Genomic DNA, 22,170 nt, shown 5'->3' with positions numbered 1-22,170 from the left:
AAAAACAAGGAGCTAGCGCGTTTCCGTCTTTACCGGAACCGCGCTGGCTCGCAAAGACGCGCGGCCGTCTCCCGGTGGCAAGGCCGGGCGCTCTTTACTGAGCGCTCGCCTTCAGCACCCGATACGTCGCATTGTCGAGAGCAAGGCCGGTCTCGGTGCCGTCCTTCTGGAATCCGCGCACCGTGTTCCCGCAGGCCGTCAGCGAAAGCAGCACCGGACACACCAGCGCGATGGTGGCCCTGGACATCCTCATCTCCGTCTTGATTTGCCTCGCCTGACGAGATGACGCGCCCGCTGGTAAAATCAACGTGTCCGACAACAAAAACAAGGACTAAACCAGTTTCGTGCCGGCACCGCCCACTCGACACCTTCCGAAACTTGGAGCACTCTTAAACCTGTCGTTCGAGAGGATTTCATGATCAGGCTTATGCGAAGGAGTGGCACCCCTTTGGAGCTAGAGGCAAGCCAGGTGCTGCGCATCCGCAAGACGGATCCGCGCCTCGATGACGGTCTCGGCAACACGCTGATCAATGCCGGCCAGACCTTTTTCGTCCAGGAGGAGGCAGCGGCCGTCGCCGCTGCCGTCAAGGCCGAGCTGCCATCCCTCTATCGTTTCACCCATCGCATCGGCGCGCCGGTCTGGGTCAATGTGCACGCGGCCAAGGGGCCAATGCCGCTTGCGCCCAACCACCGCGTGCCTGGCCTAGGGTCAGCGCTGGATATCGGCGGCAAGCGCCAATATGTCCGCGAAAGCCCGGAAGAGGTCAGAAGCGCGATCGCGGCGGCGGGCGGTGATGTGCAGCCGATCCCGGACGAAGGCCTCTGGGTTCAGGGAAGAGAGACGCTGAGGGAGATCCTGGGCAGCCTCGAGGCCTGGGACGAGGAATTGACGACGCCGGAATAGGCCCGCCACCTGTCTCGCCCCGGCGGCCCTGAGCCGTACTGCCGGCCCGCGCAACCGCGCCGCTACAGCTCGCCCGTCGTATTTATTTCATCAGGCGTACCGGAATCGCCGAATCGGACCTTCCCCAGCCCAAGGTCGGCATAGTATTTACCGTACCGCGCAGTACGTTCCTTTATGAACTGCGCTTCCCCGCACCCTGAGCCATTTTGGGTGCTTGCTTGCCCCGCCATCGCGCGGGGCTTTTTCTTACCGGGCGCAGAACCTTTCCAGGAAAAGTGCGAAGCGGTTTTCGTCCGTCGATGACGGAAACATTTCAATCGACCTTGAAGACGGCATCGCCGGCGAAGACGATGACATATTGCCCCTCCGTCGTCGGCTCGCTTGCCCAGTCCGAAAGCTGCCGCCAATAGGGCTCGCGTCTCCAGATATCGGGGAAGTCCGGATCGACAAGCACGGTGATCTGCGGCCCCTGCCGATAGATCATCATGTGCGAATTCGCAGGATCCCATTCGGGCCCGAGCCGCTCATCCGTCATCCATAGACAGAGAAAATCGCGGCAAAGCTGCGGCCGCCGCTGATAGATCCGGCAGCCCTTGCCCTCGACGCAATTCTCACACCATTCGTTGGCCGGCTTTGCCAGCGCATCGATATCCGGCAGCCGGCAACAGAGCGTGCAGGTGCCGCAGGCGCGATCGGCAAGGAAGGTCTGGTTCATGCGCGGGTCCGTATCATCTCGCTGACGGCGGCGACAGAAAATTCGATATGTCCGCCAGTGTCGGCGCCGCAGCCCTCGTCACCTCAAACGACAACGCTACCGGCCATGAACGCCAGCACCAGGAAGATCAGGAAGACGATCAAAGCAAGATAGAACAGGATCTTGGCGATGCCCGCCGTTGCCGACGAAACGCCGGAGAAGCCGAGAAAGCCGGCGATCAATGAAACGACGAAGAAGATCAGCGCCCACTTGAGCATCGCAAATACTCCTGTTTGGTTGTCGCTACGGAAAGTCGAATCCCGGCAAAAAGTTCCCGTCCGCGTGGCATTCCCGGTGATGCGCTTTACCTCGCAAAGCGTCGGAGATACGGCCCTTGCCCTTGCGTTACTCCGCAGGCTTAGTCAGCAAACGGGGTCGATACTCAGATAAGGCTAATGTCCCGGTTCCGCCCCGCATTGTAGGATATGCCCACGGTTGCGACCCTGGGGGCGGCAATGTTTCTGCAACGAACCGAAATCCGCGAGCACACGATAGAGGTGCGGGAGTTCGTTGGCGAAGGCAGCGTCGAAATCGACGAGCGCATCCTGTTCGATGACGAGGATTCCCACATCGTTCTGCTTCTGGAGATCCTGGCCGGCGACGTCACCTTCACGCTCAGGGGCCCGGATGTCGCAAACCTGGCCAGGGATTTCGCCGATCGCGTGCGGCTCTATATCATACCCCCCGCGCGGCGGGCCTACGATGCCTTTCTGGAGATCCGCGCCCGACCCGGCAGCCGGTTTCGCGCCATCATCGCTCGCATCGGCAGCGCCTTTGTCAGTGCCGCCAGCGAGTTGTCCTGCCGCGCCTGCAAGCAGGTCTGCAAGCTCTTGGCTTCCACCGTGCTCGCCTATGTCGGCGTCCCCAACCCGGAAGATCTGACGCGGGGTGAGGTGCTGCACATCACCGCCGAGCAGTCGTACGAACTCGACGAGGGGCTCGGTCATGCCGCCATCCACGGCCCGCTGGCGGAAGGCCCGATCGGAACGTTCCTTGCCCTATTTGCCGACAACGTCAGGAGTGTCGTCTGGTCCGCATTGCAGTCCGCGCAGCAAGTCTTCGAGCCGCCCGACAGGACCTATACATTCGCCTGCAGACGCCTCGGTTGCTGCCCATAAACCGCTGAACGCCGGCGCCGTGGGCGCAACGGCGCCTCGCGGTCCGGAAAGCCGCCGCCCGCGATCGCGGCCCGACAATGGAAAGCCGGCGTCGGCGCTCGCCATTGGTCTATCATTCCAGCGATTTTCCGATTTCATTGCTACCGCATGTTTCCTTAAACCCTATCCGGCTTAGGGACAAAAACATGCAGCATTCAAAGCTACAGCGACCTTTGCGCGTCCAACAGGATGCGCGGCGCTGTAGGGCCCAACCAGCATTGCAAGACGCTGCTCCGCCCCAGACCCGGAGCCCAGCCCCGGAGCCATGAGAACTTAACGAACAGTTCCAATGAACGCACGTGTCGTCAGTCCCTTGAGAACCCTTCGATCAAACCTGTCCTTCGTCCATGATGGCCCTTCGGCTTGCGCCTACCGGGGCCATCATGGATTATCAGACGATGCTCTTTCACGCATGCGCATGCGGATCGTGGCGATGCGCCCAAACCGCCCAGGCCGACACGGCGGCCACGAGCAGCCCGAGGACGGCGTGCGTCCACATCACGCTCATATTGACCGCATAGCCGAGCACCCAGGGCGACACGACCAGCCATGCCCCAAGCGCCAGATTGGCCCACTCCTCCCACTCTGCGAAGACCGAGAGAGTAGCGTAGGCCAGCACAGCAAGCGCAAGCCCAACAATCCAGGCATTCCAAGCCGGAACGGTTTCCATGCTATACCCGATCACCCAGGGAGAAAGGAAAAGGCACACTGCCAGCGCAAGATTGCACCAATCCTGCCCTCTTTTGCCTTCCATGAAATGGTACGCCATTTGATAACCTCCACGAATGAAGTTTCACCAAGGCGTCACTGCCAGCGCGCAGTTGCACGCCCTGGATTCGAGATGGTTGTTGCAAGGTGAAACTTCAAGTGGCTGTTCGCAAAGGACGTTCTGCCCGCTGCCGCAGGAAGGCCGCATCGGAAGGCGAACCGGCGAGAGCAATGGCGATCGCATAGGCTTTTGCCGCTTCGTCCGCTTGCCCCATCCGCGACAGGAGCTCCGCTCGCGCCGCATGATAGGGCTGGTAGTCCCGAAGCTCGGCCGAAAGCGCGTCGAGCGAGCGCATCGCCGGTTCCTGCCACCCCGCCTCGCACAGCGCCACCGCCCGGTTGAGCCGCACGACAGGCGTCGGCTCCAGCCGCAGCAGGCTGTCATAGAGCAGTACGATCTGCGCCCAGTCGGATGCCTCGCCCTGAACGTGGCAGGCGGCAATGGCGGCCTTGATCTGGTATGGCCCCGGCGCGCGCCGCCGCATGGCGGTATCGATCAACCCGAGCCCCTCGTCGATCTGCCCCCGGTTCCATTTCGTCCGGTCCTGCTCGCCGAGCGGCACGGTGACGCCATCGCCGTCGACGCGCGCCAGGCAGCGCGCATGCGTGATCAGCACAAGCGCAAGGCACCCCTCGATCTCTGGATCTTCAGGGCGAAGCCGGTTCAGCAGCCGGCACAGAAACAGGGCCTCCTCGGCGAGATCCCGGCCCTGCGCCGGAGGGCGTTACTCACCCTGATCCAGAGAACGAACCAGATTGGGATGAGCAGGAGGGCGTAGAGGGAAGTGGTCGTCAGCATCATGGGGATATCCCCGGTTTGAGTTGCGTACGACCCAAGAACGGAAGCCGCCGTCGGATTTCGACATGCGTCCGAAATATTTTTGGAGGATCGGCGAGAGAGGCTCGAGCGCGGCGGCCTGTTGGCATGCCGGCAAGGCCTGAAGGTGAGGATGCAGTGGATTGCGTCTGTCGAAACGGAAGCGCTGCCGACAAAAAAGACCCCATCAACCGAACACGGCTGATGGAGCCAGACAGATCACTTGATAGTGCACGGTCAACAATAGGGCGAGATGCACCACGCCCTTACCCCTGCCCTCGGCACATAGGCGCAGAGATTCGCGGCGGCCGGGACAGATTGCCTCTCGCTACTTGACGGTCACGCCCATTGCGGGCGAGCCCTCGTTCGACCAGCACGAACACGGCTCGCCGGCCGGACCTGCGCCATAGCCGCACTGCTGTCTCGGGGTCTTGCACTGTCTTGGGCTCTTCGCATCAGCCAGCGCCTTCGCCTCGGCCGCAGTTGCAGTCTTGGCCTTCTTGCCGCTCGCAGGCTTCGCCTTGGCCTTTTCGCTCAGATGGGCATTTTCGACGCCAGCCCGGGAATCCCCGGACGGACCAGTTTCGCTGCAGGACGAAACAAGCAAGAGGGTAGCAACAGCAAACGCAATTCCGGAGAAGATCTTCATGAGATATCCGGTAATCCGACAATTGCGATTTTTCAAGATGGGTGGCGCGCGGATTTACCTCCAGAGCGGCTGGCCTTGGCCAGCGCACGGCTCCGATCGGCGCTGCGAGACGAACCTTCGCCTGACGATCGAACGAGCGGATGGCGAACCATCCGCTCGTTCGACTGTGCCCGGGATTGTCTGCACCCAGTTGTTCTCCATTCCCGCCGGGGCTTTCGGTCCGAAATAGACATCCACCGAACCATCCGCATTGGCCTTGACGCCCTTGTTCTGGCTACTGACGCTTGGGGCTTGCTGGTCGGTCTGCACCATCGACCGGGTCTGGTTGTCGTAGACGATGACCGACCAGAAATCCTTGACCGGGACATTTGGCGGCAGGCGCAGCTTGTAGGTCTTGCCGCCATTAAAGGGATTGCCCTCCGAATCCTGAACCGACCACGGATATTGCGAGCCCTCGCCCACCATCTTCTCTTCCATCGCCGGTGTCACGCCGATGGCGAAGTAATAGTAGAAGACAGCACCATCCAGGTTGCTGACACCGGGCGCCGACTCGAACTTGTAGCCGCCAAAAAACGGCAGGCGCCACGTACTGTCAGGATAGAAATACGCATCCTTCGCGCGAACCTTGAAAGCGATCGTCCGGGCCGTCACGGCGCCGATGTTGGCGGCATCGGTGAGGATCTTCTTCATCCGCTCATCGGGATTGAAGGGCTTGCCCTTGACGATGCCGATCGAGGCGAACAGGCCCAAGGTGGTGGGATCGGAACCGTCCGCCGGCTCTTCCTGGATGACCTGGTTCAACAGGCTCCAGAACGAATAGTCGCCTGGCGAGACGAAATTCGCCGGAATTCCGGAGGCATTGACGAATTTCATCGGCGGCGGGTTGGCGGCCTCGTCCAGGCGATAGATCCGCAGGTGCTTCTTGACCGAGTCAACCCCGGGCTGGGTGGAACCGTCTACAACGAAGGCGCGAAAGACGAGGTAGCTGCCGAAAGTGCTCGGCCGCACCACGTGATACCCCGATGGTATGTCGCCCTTGAATCCAGGCGGCAACAGGAGGTACTTGCCGCCTTTGCCCTTATCGGCCCCGGTGATGCCGATGTCGGCCACCCACTTGTACCAGAAGTCGTCGACCATCCCCAGCACCTTGGGCGGTATCTCGGCCACCAACGGTCCCTTGCTCGTGTCGACCCAAACGTAGTTGTAGATCGTGTTATCGTTGGCCGTCAGCTCCACGGACTTCGGATCGACCAGATTTTCCCAGATCACGTCGGTCTGGTTATCAGGCCCGAACTTGCGTATCGAGTCGCGCATGCCGGCCTGATTTACGATCGGAATCGCCAGCAGATAAGCCTGCAGCGCGCGCGAACGGTCGAGGTTGTCGTAGATTTTGTCGACGGTATCGGCCGACGGGTAGCCGTAATTGAGATTCAGCGTCCCGATCGAGGACTCGATCTTATCCGGAACCGCGACGCCCGACGCAAAGGGCGTCGTCATCTTGTAGGTCTGCGCCGTATCGGCAGCAGAAGCAGTACTCAAGCCTATCAGGACTGCCGCGGCGGCGGCGCAAAGCAGTCTCGTCGTACGTATCATTGCTCTCATGGCCGAACCTTTAAAATTGCGTTGGATCTGTGAAATAGAATTCCCTCAGTGCACCACTTACGCTGCGTCGCTTCCGGGCTTAGAGCAACGTAAATTACTGTTACGAGCGTGTAACTAAACCTCGAACGCGATGCGCCCTTCGGGGCAACGAGGCTTCAGTGGCGGGCGTATCGGACGACGTGCTGCGGTCTGAGTGGCACTTCCGTCGCTGCGACGGCTGTGGCTGCCAGCAGGAGATTCCGTCTGGTCGTCATGGTCTGCCCCTCGCTAATGCAGTAGGACGTGTGTGTTGCACGCCGTCGCAAGACGGCTTTGCTTGCGCGACATTCATATTTCTACGGTACTGAGCAGCAAACAGAGTTCGAAACCACTCATTTTACGCCAGTGCTCTGTTATTTCTGGAGTTTTTTGCACGATGTCTACTTAAGGGAACCGGCGGAGCTGTCCTCAATGGTCAACATGAGACGCGAAACGGTCGACCAAAGCCAGCCGATCGATTCTTACAGAGCAGGACTTTTGGAAATAAATCAGCAGCTTAAGGAAGTTTTGGTGGGTGATCACGGGCTCTAACCGTGGACCCGCTGATTAAGAGTAATTGACTTTAGGCTGAAAACGCCACCGCCCAAGTAAAGCTGTTTCCAATGTGCTTAGGACAAAGCACGAGAAACGCCGGAACATATCGCGAATTGGCAACCGATTCTGATCGCTATTTAGATTATTTTCTGTAATTCCACAAACGACCGACACACATTGCCAATGCCGTTCGGCGTTTGGTGAACTAAGGAATTCGATCGGCTGCAGTGCGATGGCGCAACCGATAGAGAACATAAATCGTGGCATTCGGAAGATTTGGAGACGAAGAAGGTCCTTCAGAAATTGAACCGCACGCCAAGGACATTTGCATTGGAGCCTCCGTGCATGTCGCCGAGCGTCCCCCAGGCTCCGGACCGGTGGTGAACCCGCCAGAAGAAATCAACGTCGGGCATGGTTTCGAAGGAAAGGTTCAACTCGGGGCCGAGATAGAACAGGGTTCTGGCATTCCCGTTGCGTTCCAGCTCGTTCTGGCGCTCCCGTCCCTCCTGGGCATGCGTGACATAGCTGATGCCAAACGTAAGGGCTGGCGAGATACGGACAGCATCGCCAATCTCGAAACCGTCGTAGCGACCGACGACGCCGCCCCAGAATTCCGCATTCGGATGCCCGCCGAATCTTCCGGCGAGCCCCGCTTCCAGTCCAAACCTGAAGGAGCCCATCCTTACCGGGAAGTACTGGTAGCCGAGGCCGACGATCGGGAGGTCGGCGTATTTGACGCCGAAAGGATTGGCTGACTGGAACATGTCCGCGTCGACCATCGTGCCGCCGAAGGCGAATACCGACTGATCGACGTCGCGGTTCTGTGCCTGCGCGTCGGTTGTTCCCAAGAACGGCATCGTGGCAGCGCCGAGCAGCAGAGCAAGCGGGATGGCAGTTGAAGCCTTCATATCGGACTATTCCTGCACTTCATGTTTTCTCCGGCGCGCGCGTGCATCCACTTTGCGGAAGTCCGCCTAAGATTTCTTGAATAGGCAGGTTCAAAAGGTCGACGTCAAGTTTTGCGGTACAGACCTCCGGGAATGACGCCTGACGTTGATCGCGCTAGTGGCAGCCTTGCGTGTGAGCCGTGCGACGCTACCCTCGGCATCACAGCGCCTGGGGCCGGAGGGGAAACCCTCCGGCCAATTCTTCGATCCGTGCTCTTGTCGAGTCGACTACCCCGAAAAATCACTATCACTAGTGAGAGTAGCCAACCGCAACCGATGCGCCTTAGCCTCCGATCAAAGGAGACCATCATGGAAGCAACCCCCTTCATCACCGAGCTTGACGACGACGATTTGCGTGAGTTTTGCCTAGTGGGCATCTTCCACCTTGCTCATGCAAATTGGGTCAACGGGGTCGACGACGACGTGTCGTGCGACGTGCTCGAAGAGGCCTACCAGCGCGGTTGGACCGACATGCACATCGTGTTCGAGAAGGCATCAGTGAATTAGCTAGGCCTTGAGAACGGCAACCCGCGCCCTACCATCTTCTGCGGGAGGACACGCCATGCCGAAAATCGCCGCGCCGAAGCATCCCAAATGCCATCCAGATCGCGACCTCCATTGCCAGGAGGCGATAGAAGCCGAATTTCAGTCGATTGCCGATCGGGCCTTCCAGGCCGGACGGTCACGCGAGGAAGTGGCGACGGCGCTGATGGAACTTGCCGACAACAATTTCCTCGCGATGAATTCGAATGCCGAGATGTTCGAGATTGGCGCCGGTGTCGTGTTGCTCGCACGCAAGCGGCACTCGCCTCTCCTGCAGGAGGACACGCCACGTGGACATTAGCTGGCTGCAAGTGCTCACCCTGCTTATACCAACTTTGCACATGGCGACCATAGCTGCTGCGGTATGGTCACAGAGCGATCCGGCGCAAGACGACCCTGATGCGCGTGTGATAGAGACTATTTGTTTCTGAGACGAGGAACTTCCGATGACCGAGAAGACCTTCTTGACGATTGCGGCCGCAATATTCGGGATCGTTGCAATGGTGCACTTGGTTCGCATTCTCATAGGTTTTTCGGTTGTCATCGACGGCTGGACAGTTCCTATGTGGGTAAGTTGGGTCGGCCTCATCGTCAGCGGTGGCTTGAGCTACTACGGCGCCAAGTTCGCCAAGTTGATCTAATCTGGTGGGCTTTCCGTGGCCGTTTCGATCTCCAGCCACATGTAGTGGGCCGCCCCAGGCCCCCTCCTATAAGTCGGCCGACGGTTTCCGGACCGAATGGCAGAAGCTGATGAAGAAGCACGAGTTCACACGGTTCCGCGACGAGCGGATTGACTTTCACGGATTGCGCAAAAACGCGGTCATCAATCTGCTGGAAGTTGGGTGCACCGAGAACCAGGTCGGGGCGATCTCAACATGTCGGCGCAGATGGTTCAGCACTACGGCCGAGAGGTCGCGCTGCGGTCATTGGCGAAGGACGCAATGAAGCTGATGGAGGCTCGTTGGAGCGAGATTGAACCGGCTGCTTTCCGGAACAAGAACGCAATGTAAATTGGAATCCGTTTCCAAATTCTTGGAAACCGGCAACTTCTTACAGAGCAGGAATTTTGGAAATAAATCAGCGGCTTAAGGAAGTTTTGGTGGGTGATCACGGGCTCGAACCGTGGACCCGCTGATTAAGAGTCAGCTGCTCTACCAACTGAGCTAATCACCCATCCGGACCGCTTCGGTGTTTGTCGCTGCGGTCTGGAGGGGCGTATAAAGGCGTTCTTTCGGCTTGTCTAGCGTCCTTTGTAAAATTCTTGGGAAAAAATTTCAGACGGGCGGAAAACAGGCTTTTTCCACAGGATCTGCCGCCCTTCTCGCCAACTGCGTTGGATGCACCCACCATAAGCCTCTGAAACAACACGCCGTCTTTTCCCCTGCCCGACCTTGAACGCCGCGTCTGTGGCGAATGCATGCCTCCCAAAGCATATCGCGGCCTCGGGACGACGACATGCATCAGGCTAAATACATCGAGGACAAGAACCCAAGCGCATGTCGCGCAAAAGCGTGCAGCCGGTTTGCGGGTAGCGACACGCCTAAAGTCCGACTGGCCAACCCCAGGGATCGCGGCACGCTACAAGCGCCCTGACATCCGCCCCTGCGCCATGCTCCCTTAAAGCAGCAGCTCGCCGGCGGCGATCTTCACTGCATGGCCGCCGATGCGCGCCGTGTTGATCTGGCCGCCCGCCACATCGAGATGCAGGTGGATGAAGGACGGCCGCCCCATCTCCACCCCTTGCTCGATCAGAAAGGGGTGGTGGCCATCGACCAGCTGGTCGAAGTGGTGGATGGCACCGGAAAGTGCTGCCGCCGCCGCACCCGTTGCCGGGTCCTCGGCAAGGCCCATCTCGGGCCTGAACATGCGGGTGTGGAACCGCGCCGTGTGGTTGATGCCGCCGCGACAATAGAGATAGGCAGACGCTAGGCGTCCTTCGGCAAGCGGCGCCAGATGCTCCCAGCGCTGCGGGTCGAATTCGACGGTAGCGGCCGCGGATACATCGTGCAGCGGCACCATGACGAAGGGAACGCCGGCGCTCCAGAAGGACGGCGCATGGTTCTCGAAGCCGATCTGCGAGGTCTTCAGGCTCAGCGCGTCGGCAAGCGCCTGCTTGTCGAAGCGGGCGTCGAGCCGGGTCGATCTGCGCGGCAGGTCGAATTCGGCAAAGCTCGCCTTGCCCGGCTTGATGCGCACGGCGCAGCGCACCGGCCCCACCTTCTCCTCCAGTACCTGCACGAGATCGGCGCTCTCCTCAGCCATGCCGTGGGCTCTTTCGGCGATCGCCACCGCAGCACCTACGGTCGGATGCCCGGCAAAGGGAAGCTCGCGCCCCGGCGTGAAGATGCGCAGCCGCGCCGTATGCGCCGCCCCGCCCGGCCGGCGGATGAACACCGTCTCCGAAAGGTTGAACTCCTGCGCGATCGTCTGCATCGCCTGATCGTCGAGTGCATCCGCCCCGAAGACGACGGCCAGCGGATTGCCCTCCAGCCGGTTCTGCGTGAAGACATCGTAGATCGCGTAGCTGAGCGGCATTTATTCCCCCTTGCGAATATAGTCCGGCCACGAACTTGCAATGTCATCGCCCGGGCGGCAAGCGCAAAAACGCCATCGTGCACCACACCCATCGTTATCCGATCCCCCTCGCCACTGGGCCGAAAACAAGGCCGCCGTTGACCGCATGGGACACCCGTCAGCGGCACGACTGCGCAAGAACGCCCCTGCCGGTGCCGGAAAAGTGATCGCCGCGGCCGCCAATGCGCGACCGTGCCGCGGATTTGGTGCTGATCTCATGCATGGCGCCCGAAAATGTCCCGCGCTTCCGCGTCACGACGTGCATAGGGCGAGAAGCCAAAGCACTTCCAGGAAAAGTGCGAAGCGGATTTCCGTCAGGAAAAGCTAAGAACAAAGAGGTAGAGCGCTTCTGCGACCCCGTCGAAACGGGCAACACTTCAAAACACAACGCAGCAAACCGATCTTGAACGACGTGATCTACAGCGCCGCGCATCTATTAGACGCGCAAAGGTCGCTGTAGCACTTTGAATGGCTGCATGTTTTTATCCTTAAATCGAATAGGATTTAAGGAGCGGGCAGTAGCGCATGCAGCAAACGATGCGACGGGCGGATGACACGACGATCTGGTGGGCCTTGGCGCTTGCGCTGGTGCTGCATGCCTTCGCCTTCGCCGCATTCTCGCGCCTGCCGCCGAAGCTGATGCCCCCGCCGGGCGCCGTAGACAGCATCGAGGTCGAAATCCTGGCCGGCGTGCCGGAAAAGCCGAAACCTGCCGTGCCCGCGTCGGAAGCGAGCCTGCCGGTGCCAGAACCGCAGCGCGAAAATCTGAAGACGCCGGCCAAGACGACCGACGAGCGCCCCCGCGGCAACCAGCCCGCGCCGCAGGCCCCAGGCATGGTGCACGCCCAAAACCTCTATTCCGCCGGCATCCTCGCCTCGCCGCGTAGCCGCCAGGCGCGTAAGGGTCTGGCGCAGCTGGCGCCCGAAGAGCGCGTGGTGCAGCTCTGCAATCTCGAAGCGATGGAACAGGTCCACCGCTGGAAGGCCGACCTCGATCCGGATTACCTCGTCGCCTATGCCCTGTCGGGCGTGAAGTTCTCCGGGGAAACGCTGAAGACCAATGGCGGAGCGTTTCGCAGCAAACGGCAATGGTGGCGCATCGCCTATTCCTGCTCGGTCACGCCGGATCGAACGACAGTGGTCGGCTTCGACTTCAAGGTCGGCGATGCCATCCCGCGCGAGCAATGGCAGGACCTTGGGCTTCCCATCGCCGACACTGCCGCCGACTGATGGTCGCGAACCATCCCCTCGCATTACCCGCCCTTCGCCATCGCTCCGGCGCCAAACCGTTATGGCGCGTTGCGCCAAAACCGGGGCCGCATGGAGATGTTGCGTTGCGTTAAATAGCGCGCGCAATTCCTTGAATAAATTCAGGCATTTGCCCATCATGATCCGGGCCCGTGAGGTACCCCGTGTCGCGTCCCATTCCGGCCTTCGTCAATGCAATGACACGAAAATCACCCTCATAGCCGCTCGGGATCGCTCCTATCGCCCAGTTACCAAAAAATCCCGCCATTGACACATACCGACCGTATGGTATGTTGGTTAAATGCCCAGACCAACAAAGCAATCACCCGAACGCGGCAACGCACGGATCCGGCTTCTCGATGCGGCGCGCGATGTCATTCGCGCAAAAGGCTTTGCGGCCACCAGCGTCGACGACCTCTGCCGTGCGGCTGACGTCACCAAGGGCGCGTTCTTCCACCATTTCGCCAGCAAGGACGCGCTCGGCGTCGCTGCGGCCGATTACTGGGCGGAAACGACGACCGACTTTTTCGCCGCCGCCCCCTATCACGGACCGCCCGATCCGCTGGCGCGCGTTCTCGCCTACGTCGCCTTCCGCAAGGCGATCATCCTCGGTGAAATCACCGAGTTCACCTGTCTGGTCGGCACGCTGGCGCAGGAGGTCTATGCCAGCGCGCCCGACATTCGCGAGGCTTGCGCCCGCAGCATCTTCGGTCATACCGCCACGCTCGAAGCCGACATCGAGGCCGCACGCAGCGACCGCGGCATTGTCGACGCCTGGACGGCCGAAAGCCTGGCCCGGCACACGCAGGCCGTCATCCAGGGCGGCTTCGTGCTCGCCAAGGCCGGCAACGACCCCGAGCTTGCGCGCGAAAGCCTCGACCATCTCGACCGGTACATCCGGCACCTGTTTCACGTCACTTGAGGAGGATGCGACATGAGCGATACCACCCATATCGGATGCGCCTGCGGACAGACACGGCTGAAAGTGCAGGGAGCGCCGATCCTTGTTTCCGAATGCCTTTGCGACAGCTGCAGGGCGGCCGCCGCCCGCCTTGGCGCCCTGCCCGGCGCCCGCAACATCCTGACTTCCTATGAGGCCACCCCCAGCGCCGAATACCGCAAGGACCGGATCACGATTGTCTCCGGCGAGGAGAACCTCAGCGAATTCCGGCTGTCAGAGGGTGCGGGCTCACGCCGCGTCGTCGCCACCTGCTGCAACACGCCGATGTTTTTGGAAATGAAGGGCGCGCACTGGCTCAGCCTCTATCTGCACCTCTGGCCGGCCGAGACGCGGCCGAAGGCCGAGCTGCGCACCATGGTCGGCGACCTGCCCGACGCTTCCTGGCTGCCCAAGGACATCCCCAACCTGAAGACCCACACCGTATCCTTCTACGCCAAGCTTCTCTGGGCCTGGATCGCCATGGGCTTCCGCAACCCGAAGATCGCAATAGCGCGCAAGATCGAGGCCTGACGCCGGCGTGCGGATGGGTCGGCACATGTCGGCCTTCCGTCTCGCGCCCCTGCCAGCGGCGCTGCACCAGCAACGCGACATCATGCCCACCAGCCCGGACCCCGCATCTGGCGAGCGCTGCTGACTGCATATCTGCGCACCCAACCACAGCAATCAACCGCGCGATGCGAGCATCGTCATGAAAATGGGCGTCCCGACCACGACGCCGGCGAAGACAAACAACGGTCCGTAAATCAGCGCGCTCAGCGGGATGATGGAGACACACGCCCGCAAACCGTCATTCAGGCAGTTGTGCGTCCCGCCCTCGAAAATGCCGTAGACGGGTAGAAACAACCCCGCGATGATCAGGCTGGAAGCAAACGCCAATGCGGCGGATAGGATGAGGCAAGCGAGTGTCTTCATGCTTTACGGCTATAGGATTTTGGTGATCCGAGCCAACGCCCGACCATTGGGCACCATCGGGGTCGGATACGCATTGAATGCGGCTACGCGGAAGAGTTGCCTTTACCTTGCCGAAACTGCTCTTGCGATAATCTCGGATGAAATCCTGTCACGACGCCCATCAACATCGACAAATGCCCAGCACAACAAAGCGGCTACTCAACAAGCTCAGGGAGATGGAGGCGCGGCGCGGCGTCGAACGCCCACCGTCTCGGGGGCTTTTGTCGCCGTTCGCCAGGGGATTGGCGGAATTCCTGCAGGACTATCGCCGCATCACCTCGTTTTATGCCGGGTCGTTTTCCATCGTCATCTATTGTGCATTCGCCAGCTACGTGGGTGCCATCGTCGCACTGCTGTTCCAGTGGCCCGCGATCTATCCGGCCGCAGCCGCCTGCCTAGCCACGATCATTCTTCGGCATTGGGTCCGAAACGCCAAAAAGAGGCACGATCGACATTATCGACCGTGACGCCGTGTCCTCCCTGACGACCGATGTGCAGGCGCCGCCGCACCGCCACAATGCGGATTGTACCGATAGCTTTGCCATGTAATGTGCCGGCCATGGATAAGACCACGACATTCCCGATCTCGCTCTCCGGTTTTGAGATCGAAGGGCTGATTGAAGCGGATGCACCGCGACTGATGCCGCTTTACCAGAACTGTCAGGACTATGTGGTTTTGGAGCGCGGCCATCCACCGGATGCAACCGTGGCGATCGAAGAATTTCAAAGCTTTCCGCCGGGCAGAACCGAGGCCGACAAGTTCGTCTTCGGATTGAAATCGGGCGCCGGGAACCTCATCGGCATGCTCGCCTGCGACCGCAATTATCCGCAGGAGAAGTCCTGGTGGATCGCCTTGCTGATGATCGATCCGGCCTTTCGCCGGCACGGCGCGGCGAAAACACTCTGCGACGACTTCTTCAGCTGGCTGAAGACACAAGGCGCGGACCGCGTGGAGCTCGCCGTCTTCGCAGAGAATGAACAGGGCCTTCGCTTCTGGGAAGGCCAGGGCTTCGAGATGGTGCGCACCGCAGGGCCGGTCCCCATCGGGACAAAGCAGCACAGAATGGAAGTCTTGGGTCGATCGCTGTGAGCGTCTCAATTCCGCACGGTTGACGGTTGCGCCGATCGTTCGCCGAAAAGCCAACGCCGACCGTTTGAATCAGCCCCTGCCATTTTCCGGCATACGCCAAGCAGCCGCGCGCCGCCCATGGATAGCGCCGCCGTTCGCCGCCTGCCGACGAACAGGGCCGCTCCGCGCACCGGTTGACCACATCTCAAAGACGACGCGCTCCGCCGCCGCACAGCGCAATGGCCATGCCCCCGAGACATCGTCACCGCTTTCCGTCAAACAGCCAGGTGAGGATCGGCAAAATGAACGGCGGATAGTTGTGCGCACCCGGATCCGGCCCCCAGATGGCGATCGCCTCGTCGATCTCCGGCTCGGGATCGCCGGCGATATGGGCGGCCACCCTTGCAACCAGCGCTTCCGCCGTTTCCGCCACCCGGTAGAGCCGGAACACCGTCACCGCCCGCCCCATGTGCAGCACGTGATAGCCGGGTTCGGCAGTCGCGGCATCGAGGTCGATGCCGGTTTCCTCCAGCGCCTCGCGGCGGATATTGCCTGGAATGTCGCAGCGGCCGTCGACCACGTCATCAGGCTCCAGCGAGCCCGAGGGGCTGTAGACCCGGGCCGGATTGGCCGTGTGCGATCCCATGCGCACCAGGATCAGGGCACCATCGGACGACACGATCACCGGCATGGCGAACAGGTGGAAGGCGGCGTCCGCGCGGGTCTTGCGCCACCACAGAAAGGTCGAATAGGGCACCACATGCCCCTCGCCGACCACGCGGCCGTCCTCGATCCGGAGCGCCCGCTGCAGCACCATCTGCCCGTCGAAGAGATGCGGGTTAGCGGCGATCTCCGCCCGCCAGTTTTCCTGCGCGGTATCCACCTGATCGAGATGGAAGGGATGCGGGCCCTCCTTCACCCGGATATCGACGCCTGAGATCGGCAGGATCTCGCCTTCTTCGGGCCAGTGGGCAAGGTTGCTTTCGAGAGTATCCATCGTCACACGTCCAGTGTCATGGCCACGGGGCAATGGTCCGATGCCTTCGGCCGGTCCCAGCCGGTGCGCGGATAGCGCTCCACCTCCTGCCCCGGCGGAAAGATCGTGCGGAAGGGCTGGCCGCCGCGGATGATTTCCGGCACTTGGGCTGCATTGCGCTGCGCGAGCGCCGGCGACAGCCAGATATAGTCGAGCTGGCAGAGGTGCCGCTCCTGCGGCCCGCGGCTGTGAAACAGCGTCCAGCGGTCGAGCACCGGCCGGCGCAGCATCGGGTTTTCGACAAAACCGTCTGCAGTCAGCACATCGAGCGCGCTTTCCTCCTCCTCGCGCGGCACGAACTCGTAGCCGTTGCGCCGGTCGCCAAGGATGTCGACCTTCTCCTGATAATCATTCATGTCGCCGCAGATCGCGAACATCTTGTCAGCCGTATGCCCGCGACCAAAGCGGCTTTCGATGATATGGCGCACGGCCTTGGCCTCGGCCACCCGCACCGGCATCGTCGCCTGGCGCCCGTCGAGCCCGTCGCGTGCCGGCCCCATGGATTTGAAATGCACGACATAAAGCGTCAGCGGCCGCCCGCCGATCCGCAGGTCCAGTTCCAGGCAATCACGCTTGAAGATCCGGTCGTTCGGCCGGCTGGAGGCAGCGAGCGCATCGTTGAAGATATCGAGATCCGCATAGGTCAGCCCCGCATGGCTCTTCACCTCGAGGCACTCGATCGGCTGGCCATCGCGCGTTTCCTCGCGCATCAGCACCGCCACGTCGATCCCGCGCGAATCATTGCCCTCGATCAGGTATTTCTGGCGATAGCCGTTGCCGACCATGCGGAAGAGATAGTTGTACTCAAACGCCTGCAGCGACGCCATGTTGTCGGCCTCCTGCAAACACAGAATATCCGCATCGCAATCGGCAATCGCCAGCGCCGACATCTGCCGCGTATCATCCGTATGCGCGATCGTCCGCGCCTCCTCCAGCCGCTGATACTCCGCCTCGCTCTTCACCTCGAAGAGTCTGAGCACCCGGTCCTGCTTGAGCTGATTGCGGAAGCCGGAAAAATCGAAGCGGCTCATGAGATTTTCAATATTGAAGGTGGCAAGTCGAAGGGACATCAAGCAATTCCATAACTGAATTGCCGCGGAGATTAGGCATTGAAGCGCAAATGTCGAGGGCGATTTCCCGGCAGGTGCGGGAGCCTCTCCTGAGTGGCCCCCAACGCTTGTTGTCCAGCGAACGGTCAGTGATGTGGAAAGCACACGCCTGCGTGTCTTCGAAACAACCGAAGACCACCGTGAAGGCGAAAACCAAGAGTTTTTTCGTGCCGACAAAGGCGACCCCATGAGAAACCGCCGGAATACAGCAAATGAAGCGGATGGATTTCTGCCCGCTGCTTGATGCAGCAGCCATGGCCCAGCGTTGTTTCCGCGCCGGTGTCGAGCTGGTCTATTCGCGGTCCCAAGCCTGACGGCGGTGGGCGCATGGCCAACGTGCCGAGCGCCGGCACGTTGGCGTTCCTAGGCACCGCGCGAATTCCTCGCTGCATGAAAGCTTTTGCCGCGTTAGCCCGATTTTCGTTCTGGCTGGATATTCTGGTTGAGCCGGAAGAGATTGCCAGGATCGTACTTGGCTTTAAGCGCCGCCAGCCGTGCATGGTTGCCACCATAGGCCTGGGCGACCCTTTCGGTTTCATCCTCCGGCATGAAGTTGACGTAGACGCCACCTGTCGCATGTGGCGCAGCCGCGGCAAAGATTGCCCGCGCCCAATCGATGGAGGGTTGTTCGTCGGCCTGGTCACGCCACCTGGTGTGAACGTTCATGACAAACTTGGCCTCGCGATGCGGATAGGCGGTCGCGTCGGGTGCCACGCGGCTGCTGGCACCACCGAGCTGCCCGATGAAGATTTCACATTCATCAGTCGGCAACGTCCCTATATGTTCGCTCAGGATCTCAAACAACCCGTCGCTCAGGGCCGTGAAATTGTGCGACTTCCAATAGTTGAATGCCCCTGGCGTGAGAAGCGGATCGAATGCCGTCTGCCATGCGGAATATGGCTGCACGCCGACGACGTCGGCGATCGGTTCGCCAAGCGAACGCAGTGGTTCAAGTGCCTCCTCGGCTCTGCTCGGCTCACCGGCATAGCAGACGGCGAAGACGAGGATTTCCTTGCCGTGCACCTCTTCGGGCAGGAACGGCAATGGCGGCGCCTTACGCAGGACCACCCAAATGGTAAGATCGTCGGACGCAGCGGCCGCCACGCGGCGATACCCCGCAAGAAGTTCACGGGCGTGGGCAAACGGATGAACGATCAGCCCGGATACCAGATCGGGACCGACCGGATGCAGCTTGAACTCGAACGACGTGACCACGCCAAAATTTCCACCGCCGCCGCGAAGAGCCCAGAATAGGTCCGGATTTTCCGTTGTGTTTGCATGGACAAGCTCGCCGTCGGCGGTCACCACATCGGCCGAAATCAGATTGTCTACCGTGAATCCGTATTTGCGACTGAGCCACCCGAAACCACCCCCAAGCGTGAGACCGGCCACCCCTGTGGTTGAGTTGATACCGAGCGGGGTGGCAAGACCGAACGCCTGCGCCTCTTTGTCGAACTCTCCGAGCGTCGCGCCAGGCTCGACCCTCGCGGTGCGTGCCTTGTCATCGACCCGGACAGAACGCATCGGCGAAAGATCGATCAAAAGTCCGCCTTCGCAGACGGCATTGCCGGATATGTTGTGACCGCCACCGCGTACAGAGAGGAGCAATCCGTTGTCGCGGGCAAACTGCACCGCCTTTACGACATCTCCTGCGCCATGGCAGCGCACCACAGCCCCAGGCCGCCGATCGATCATGGCGTTCCAGATTGTCCTGGCCTCGTCGTAACCAGCCTGGCCGGCCAAACACACGTTCCCGCGACACCGAGTTCCCAACATCTCCAAAAGGTCGGTTGAAAGGGTGACCGTTTCGCCCTGAAGCCCACTAAATTGAACATCTGTCATTTCATCCTCCCTGCCGGCACGGATGTACGAGACGCCTCTTGGGGCGCAGACGGACGAACCGGCCCTTGCTTAGTTCAGTTGCACCGACAGCTTGTCGATGGTTCCCGTGAACTGAAATGGCACCTGGTAATCCCCGTCCTCGACGCCAGTGCGGGTATCGACGCCGACATCGAAGGTCTCGTCAATCGTCATGAGGAAGGGCACGGTGTTTGCGACCTTTTGACTGGCGACTTCTTTGCCGTCGACGTTCAGGACTCCGCTGCCGCCCTTGCCGGGGCCGCCACCATCGTATTTGAAGGTAAAGACGATGGTATGCTTGCCCGGAGTGAGCGCGTCCTGGCCTTCCCAACGGAATTTTTCCAGTGCCAGAAGGTTGTAAAGGAAGACCGGCTTGCCCTTCAGCAGGTAGAGCCCGTACCCGCCGAAGCGACCGCCTTGGGTGACCAGCATGCCATCGCCGCCGCCTTGCGGCACGTCTACCTCAGCCGTGACAGTGTAGCTTTTATTGACGATGTCGGGCGCGTTTCCGGATGGAAGACCGGATATTTCGCCTGAGTACGTAAACAAGGTTTTTCCGGCCGTGGCACTCGGGCGGGGTGCGAGAACGCGCTGGAGAAAGTCGTTGTCGAGCGGAAACACACCATACTTCGCCGCCTCGACGAGGAACAGTTCCTTCAACTCCTGAAGCTTGTCAGGCATCTTGGCCGCGAGGTCGTTGTTCTGCGAATAGTCCTCGTTGAGATTGTAGAGTTCCCAGGTGTAGCCATTGACCACTTCGGGCATCTTACCCAAACCGAGCAACCACGGCGCAAGCGGCGGCGTTGTGGATGCCATCCAGCCGTCGTGGTAGATGGCGCGGTTGGCCAGCATTTCGAAATACTGCGTCGTACGCCGAGACGCAGTATTGGCGTTCTCCTTGTCCCAGCTATAGGCCATGGAAACGCCTTCAATCGGCTTCTGCGCCACGCCGTTGACCATCACGGGAGCCTGAATGCCGGTCGCCTCGAGGATCGTCGGGACGATGTCGATCAAATGGTGGAATTGTGTGCGGATTCCACCGGCATCCTTGATACGGGCCGGCCAGGCCATGGCCATGCCTTGCCGGGTGCCGCCAAAGTGCGATGCCACCTGCTTCGTCCACTTGAATGGGGTGTCGAAGGCCCAGGACCACGCCACCGACATGTGCGGCTGGGTCTTGTCCGAACCCCAGACATCGTAATATTTCAACTGTTCCTTGACCGGAACATTGATGCCTTCGATCGCGGCCAGGTCGAACGGCGTGCCAACGGTGGAACCTTCGGCACTGGTACCATTGTCGCCTTCGATGTAGATGACGAGCGTATTGTCGAGCTTGCCCAAATCGTCCACCGCCTGGATCACCCGTCCGATCTCATTGTCGGTGTAGGCCACATAGGCGGCATAGACTTCCGCCTGGCGCGCGAAGAGCTTCTTGCTGTCGGCGTCGAGCGTATCCCACTTGGGCAGATCGTTGGGCCACGGCGTCAGTTGGGCGTTCGCCGGAATGACGCCCAGCTTCTTCTGATTGGCGAATATCTGGTCGCGCATGGCATTCCAGCCCATGTCGAACTTGCCCTTGAACTTATCGACCCATTCCTGGGTTGGATGATGGGGGGCGTGGGTGCCGCCCGGCACGTAATAGAGGAAGAACGGCTTATCAGGCGCAACGACGCTGAGTTGTCGCATGTAGCCGATCGCCTCATCCGCCATGTCAGTCGTGAGGTTGTAGCCGGGCTTTCCGATCCATGGAAAAATCTGTGTGTGATCGCGGAACAGGTAGGGTGTCCACTGGTCGGTCTCGCCGCCCATGAAGCCATAGAAGTATTCGAAACCCATCCCAGAGGGCCATTGGTCGTAGGGGCCCGCCAAGCTGTACTGATAGCTCGGCGTGTTGTGGTTCTTGCCGAACCAGGACGTCGCATAGCCGTTGTCTTTCAGGATTTCACCGACGCTGGCGTTATCGAGACCGAGGATGGAATCATAACCTGGATAACCGGTGGCCTGCTCGGAGATCACACCGAAACCCACGGAGTGATGATTGCGGCCGGTAATCAGAGCCGCGCGCGAGGGCGAGCAGAGCGCCGTCGAGTTGAACTGGGTGTAGCGGAGCCCCGCCTGCGCGATCCGGTCCAATGCAGGCGTGGGGACAACACCGCCGAAGGTACCAGGGACACCGTAGCCCGCGTCGTCGGTCTTGATCAAAAGGATGTTCGGCGCGCCTTTTGGGGGCACGATCTGCGGCGGCCAATAGGGCTTCGAGTCTTTCGCGCTGAGCCCGATCGCACCACCGAATGTCGGCGGGGGGTTGGGGAGATATCGCCCGTCGACCGTCGTCGTGGCATCCGGGTTGCCCGGTGTGCCGGTGATCTGTTGTGCGCTCGCCGCACCAAACCCCATCAGGATTGTGATGATGGCGGTCGATGCAATCGCGGTCGATTTCATGCTACGCATGTCAACACCCTCCCCTCGTGGCAGCTCCGTCCGAGGGCGGACGCGCACTGCACCATTTCGATCTCGCTCGGCGGCCATTCCATACTGAAGAAAGGTTCGATCGGACTGTAGAGACGTAGGACTGTGCCCTTGGTCGCCTTGGGCACGGCCGGCAACATCGGCGGAGCTTTCAGAATCGGCACCTTGATTATTTCAGC

General features: G+C 60.6%; 24 protein-coding genes, 1 tRNA gene and 2 pseudogenes. 11 read left to right on the top strand and 16 right to left on the bottom strand.

What is annotated here, in order from left to right; all coding sequences use genetic code 11:
- Positions 1–94: 94 nt before the first annotated feature.
- Positions 95–247, bottom strand: coding sequence for a hypothetical protein (locus tag ASD02_RS14535; RefSeq protein ID WP_025427493.1), 153 nt, complete (start codon positions 245–247; stop codon positions 95–97).
- Positions 248–415: 168 nt separating this feature from the next.
- Here ASD02_RS14535 and ASD02_RS14530 point away from each other — a divergent pair, with 168 nt between their 5' ends.
- Positions 416–904, top strand: a complete 489-nt coding sequence (locus ASD02_RS14530) for a hypothetical protein (RefSeq protein ID WP_128090504.1) — start codon at positions 416–418, stop codon at positions 902–904.
- A 313-nt stretch (positions 905–1,217) separates the two neighbouring features.
- Here ASD02_RS14530 and ASD02_RS14525 read toward each other — a convergent pair whose 3' ends face one another.
- Positions 1,218–1,619 (bottom strand): hypothetical protein, encoded by a 402-nt coding sequence (locus ASD02_RS14525; RefSeq protein WP_025427495.1) that lies wholly within the window; start codon positions 1,617–1,619, stop codon positions 1,218–1,220.
- Positions 1,620–1,702: 83 nt separating this feature from the next.
- Positions 1,703–1,876, bottom strand: coding sequence for a DUF1328 domain-containing protein (locus tag ASD02_RS37035; RefSeq protein ID WP_025427496.1), 174 nt, complete (start codon positions 1,874–1,876; stop codon positions 1,703–1,705).
- A gap of 237 nt (positions 1,877–2,113) precedes the next feature.
- On the opposite strand from ASD02_RS37035, the gene ASD02_RS14520 reads away from it, so the two are divergent.
- Positions 2,114–2,776, top strand: coding sequence for a hypothetical protein (locus ASD02_RS14520; protein WP_025427497.1), 663 nt, complete (start codon positions 2,114–2,116; stop codon positions 2,774–2,776).
- 445 nt (positions 2,777–3,221) lie between these two features.
- On the opposite strand, the gene ASD02_RS14515 is transcribed toward ASD02_RS14520, so the two are convergent.
- The 5 genes and pseudogenes from ASD02_RS14515 to ASD02_RS14495 all read right to left on the bottom strand — a co-directional run bounded on the left by ASD02_RS14515 (position 3,222) and on the right by ASD02_RS14495 (position 8,132).
- On the bottom strand, positions 3,222–3,584 hold the full coding sequence (locus ASD02_RS14515) for an SPW repeat protein (protein ID WP_025427498.1): 363 nt from the start codon (positions 3,582–3,584) through the stop codon (positions 3,222–3,224).
- A 94-nt stretch (positions 3,585–3,678) separates the two neighbouring features.
- Positions 3,679–4,278 (bottom strand): annotated as a pseudogene (locus tag ASD02_RS14510) (DUF6596 domain-containing protein); the annotation flags it as partial.
- A gap of 450 nt (positions 4,279–4,728) precedes the next feature.
- Positions 4,729–5,049, bottom strand: coding sequence for a hypothetical protein (locus ASD02_RS38210; protein ID WP_025427500.1), 321 nt, complete (start codon positions 5,047–5,049; stop codon positions 4,729–4,731).
- Positions 5,050–5,103: 54 nt separating this feature from the next.
- Positions 5,104–6,642 carry a DUF1254 domain-containing protein gene (locus tag ASD02_RS14505; RefSeq protein ID WP_244494220.1) on the bottom strand — a complete coding sequence of 513 codons (1,539 nt, stop codon included), beginning with the start codon at positions 6,640–6,642 and terminating at the stop codon, positions 5,104–5,106.
- An 878-nt stretch (positions 6,643–7,520) separates the two neighbouring features.
- A complete protein-coding gene (locus ASD02_RS14495) occupies positions 7,521–8,132 on the bottom strand; it encodes a hypothetical protein (RefSeq protein ID WP_025427503.1) in 612 nt (203 codons plus the stop codon).
- A gap of 348 nt (positions 8,133–8,480) precedes the next feature.
- Here ASD02_RS14495 and ASD02_RS14490 point away from each other — a divergent pair, with 348 nt between their 5' ends.
- The 4 genes and pseudogenes from ASD02_RS14490 to ASD02_RS40590 form a co-directional block, all read left to right on the top strand.
- Positions 8,481–8,678 (top strand): hypothetical protein, encoded by a 198-nt coding sequence (locus tag ASD02_RS14490; protein WP_025427504.1) that lies wholly within the window; start codon positions 8,481–8,483, stop codon positions 8,676–8,678.
- Between the two features lie 55 nt (positions 8,679–8,733).
- Entirely contained in the window at positions 8,734–9,015 is a 282-nt protein-coding gene (locus ASD02_RS14485; RefSeq protein WP_025427505.1) for a hypothetical protein, read from the top strand.
- Between the two features lie 145 nt (positions 9,016–9,160).
- Complete coding sequence (locus ASD02_RS14480) at positions 9,161–9,355, top strand: hypothetical protein (protein WP_057220794.1); 195 nt, start codon at positions 9,161–9,163, stop codon at positions 9,353–9,355.
- Positions 9,356–9,410: 55 nt separating this feature from the next.
- Positions 9,411–9,724, top strand: a pseudogene (locus ASD02_RS40590) (hypothetical protein); the annotation flags it as partial.
- 87 nt (positions 9,725–9,811) lie between these two features.
- Here ASD02_RS40590 and ASD02_RS14475 read toward each other — a convergent pair.
- A tRNA-Lys gene (locus ASD02_RS14475) sits at positions 9,812–9,887 on the bottom strand.
- Between the two features lie 444 nt (positions 9,888–10,331).
- Positions 10,332–11,249, bottom strand: coding sequence for a PhzF family phenazine biosynthesis protein (locus ASD02_RS14470; protein WP_057220793.1), 918 nt, complete (start codon positions 11,247–11,249; stop codon positions 10,332–10,334).
- Between the two features lie 564 nt (positions 11,250–11,813).
- Between ASD02_RS14470 and ASD02_RS37025 the strand changes: the two genes are divergently transcribed.
- The 3 genes from ASD02_RS37025 (at position 11,814) to ASD02_RS14455 (ending at position 14,007) form a co-directional block, all read left to right on the top strand.
- Entirely contained in the window at positions 11,814–12,518 is a 705-nt protein-coding gene (locus ASD02_RS37025; RefSeq protein WP_025427509.1) for a DUF930 domain-containing protein, read from the top strand.
- A gap of 319 nt (positions 12,519–12,837) precedes the next feature.
- Entirely contained in the window at positions 12,838–13,458 is a 621-nt protein-coding gene (locus ASD02_RS14460) for a TetR/AcrR family transcriptional regulator (protein WP_038576209.1), read from the top strand.
- A gap of 12 nt (positions 13,459–13,470) precedes the next feature.
- A complete protein-coding gene (locus ASD02_RS14455; RefSeq protein WP_025427510.1) occupies positions 13,471–14,007 on the top strand; it encodes a DUF6151 family protein in 537 nt (178 codons plus the stop codon).
- A gap of 153 nt (positions 14,008–14,160) precedes the next feature.
- Here the strand turns inward: ASD02_RS14455 and ASD02_RS14450 are convergent, their stop codons facing one another.
- Positions 14,161–14,409, bottom strand: coding sequence for a hypothetical protein (locus ASD02_RS14450; protein WP_025427511.1), 249 nt, complete (start codon positions 14,407–14,409; stop codon positions 14,161–14,163).
- 173 nt (positions 14,410–14,582) lie between these two features.
- Between ASD02_RS14450 and ASD02_RS14445 the strand changes: the two genes are divergently transcribed.
- Both ASD02_RS14445 and ASD02_RS14440 read left to right on the top strand, forming a co-directional pair.
- On the top strand, positions 14,583–14,915 hold the full coding sequence (locus ASD02_RS14445; RefSeq protein ID WP_025427512.1) for a hypothetical protein: 333 nt from the start codon (positions 14,583–14,585) through the stop codon (positions 14,913–14,915).
- A gap of 92 nt (positions 14,916–15,007) precedes the next feature.
- Complete coding sequence (locus tag ASD02_RS14440) at positions 15,008–15,538, top strand: GNAT family N-acetyltransferase (RefSeq protein ID WP_025427513.1); 531 nt, start codon at positions 15,008–15,010, stop codon at positions 15,536–15,538.
- A gap of 241 nt (positions 15,539–15,779) precedes the next feature.
- Here the strand turns inward: ASD02_RS14440 and ASD02_RS14435 are convergent, their stop codons facing one another.
- The 5 genes from ASD02_RS14435 to ASD02_RS14420 form a co-directional block, all read right to left on the bottom strand.
- The gene (locus tag ASD02_RS14435; protein WP_025427514.1) at positions 15,780–16,514 is read right to left on the bottom strand and encodes an NUDIX hydrolase; all 735 of its coding nucleotides are present in this window, start codon (positions 16,512–16,514) and stop codon (positions 15,780–15,782) included.
- Between the two features lie 2 nt (positions 16,515–16,516).
- Positions 16,517–17,623: an endonuclease/exonuclease/phosphatase family protein gene (locus ASD02_RS14430; protein ID WP_025427515.1), complete on the bottom strand. Its 1,107-nt coding sequence runs from the start codon at positions 17,621–17,623 to the stop codon at positions 16,517–16,519.
- Positions 17,592–17,918: a hypothetical protein gene (locus tag ASD02_RS38205; RefSeq protein ID WP_128090503.1), complete on the bottom strand. Its 327-nt coding sequence runs from the start codon at positions 17,916–17,918 to the stop codon at positions 17,592–17,594. Before ASD02_RS38205 ends, ASD02_RS14430 begins: the two co-directional genes overlap by 32 nt.
- A 152-nt stretch (positions 17,919–18,070) precedes the next feature.
- Entirely contained in the window at positions 18,071–19,438 is a 1,368-nt protein-coding gene (locus ASD02_RS14425) for an FAD-binding oxidoreductase (RefSeq protein ID WP_225906321.1), read from the bottom strand.
- Between the two features lie 135 nt (positions 19,439–19,573).
- Positions 19,574–21,964 (bottom strand): arylsulfatase, encoded by a 2,391-nt coding sequence (locus tag ASD02_RS14420; RefSeq protein ID WP_057220792.1) that lies wholly within the window; start codon positions 21,962–21,964, stop codon positions 19,574–19,576.
- Positions 21,965–22,170: the final 206 nt, after the last annotated feature.

The organism is Ensifer sp. Root1252, from assembly GCF_001425885.1.
Taxonomy (GTDB): domain Bacteria; phylum Pseudomonadota; class Alphaproteobacteria; order Rhizobiales; family Rhizobiaceae; genus Ensifer; species Ensifer canadensis.
Note: the sequence above shows the minus strand (reverse complement) of the source record. Positions and strands in the feature narration are given on the sequence as shown.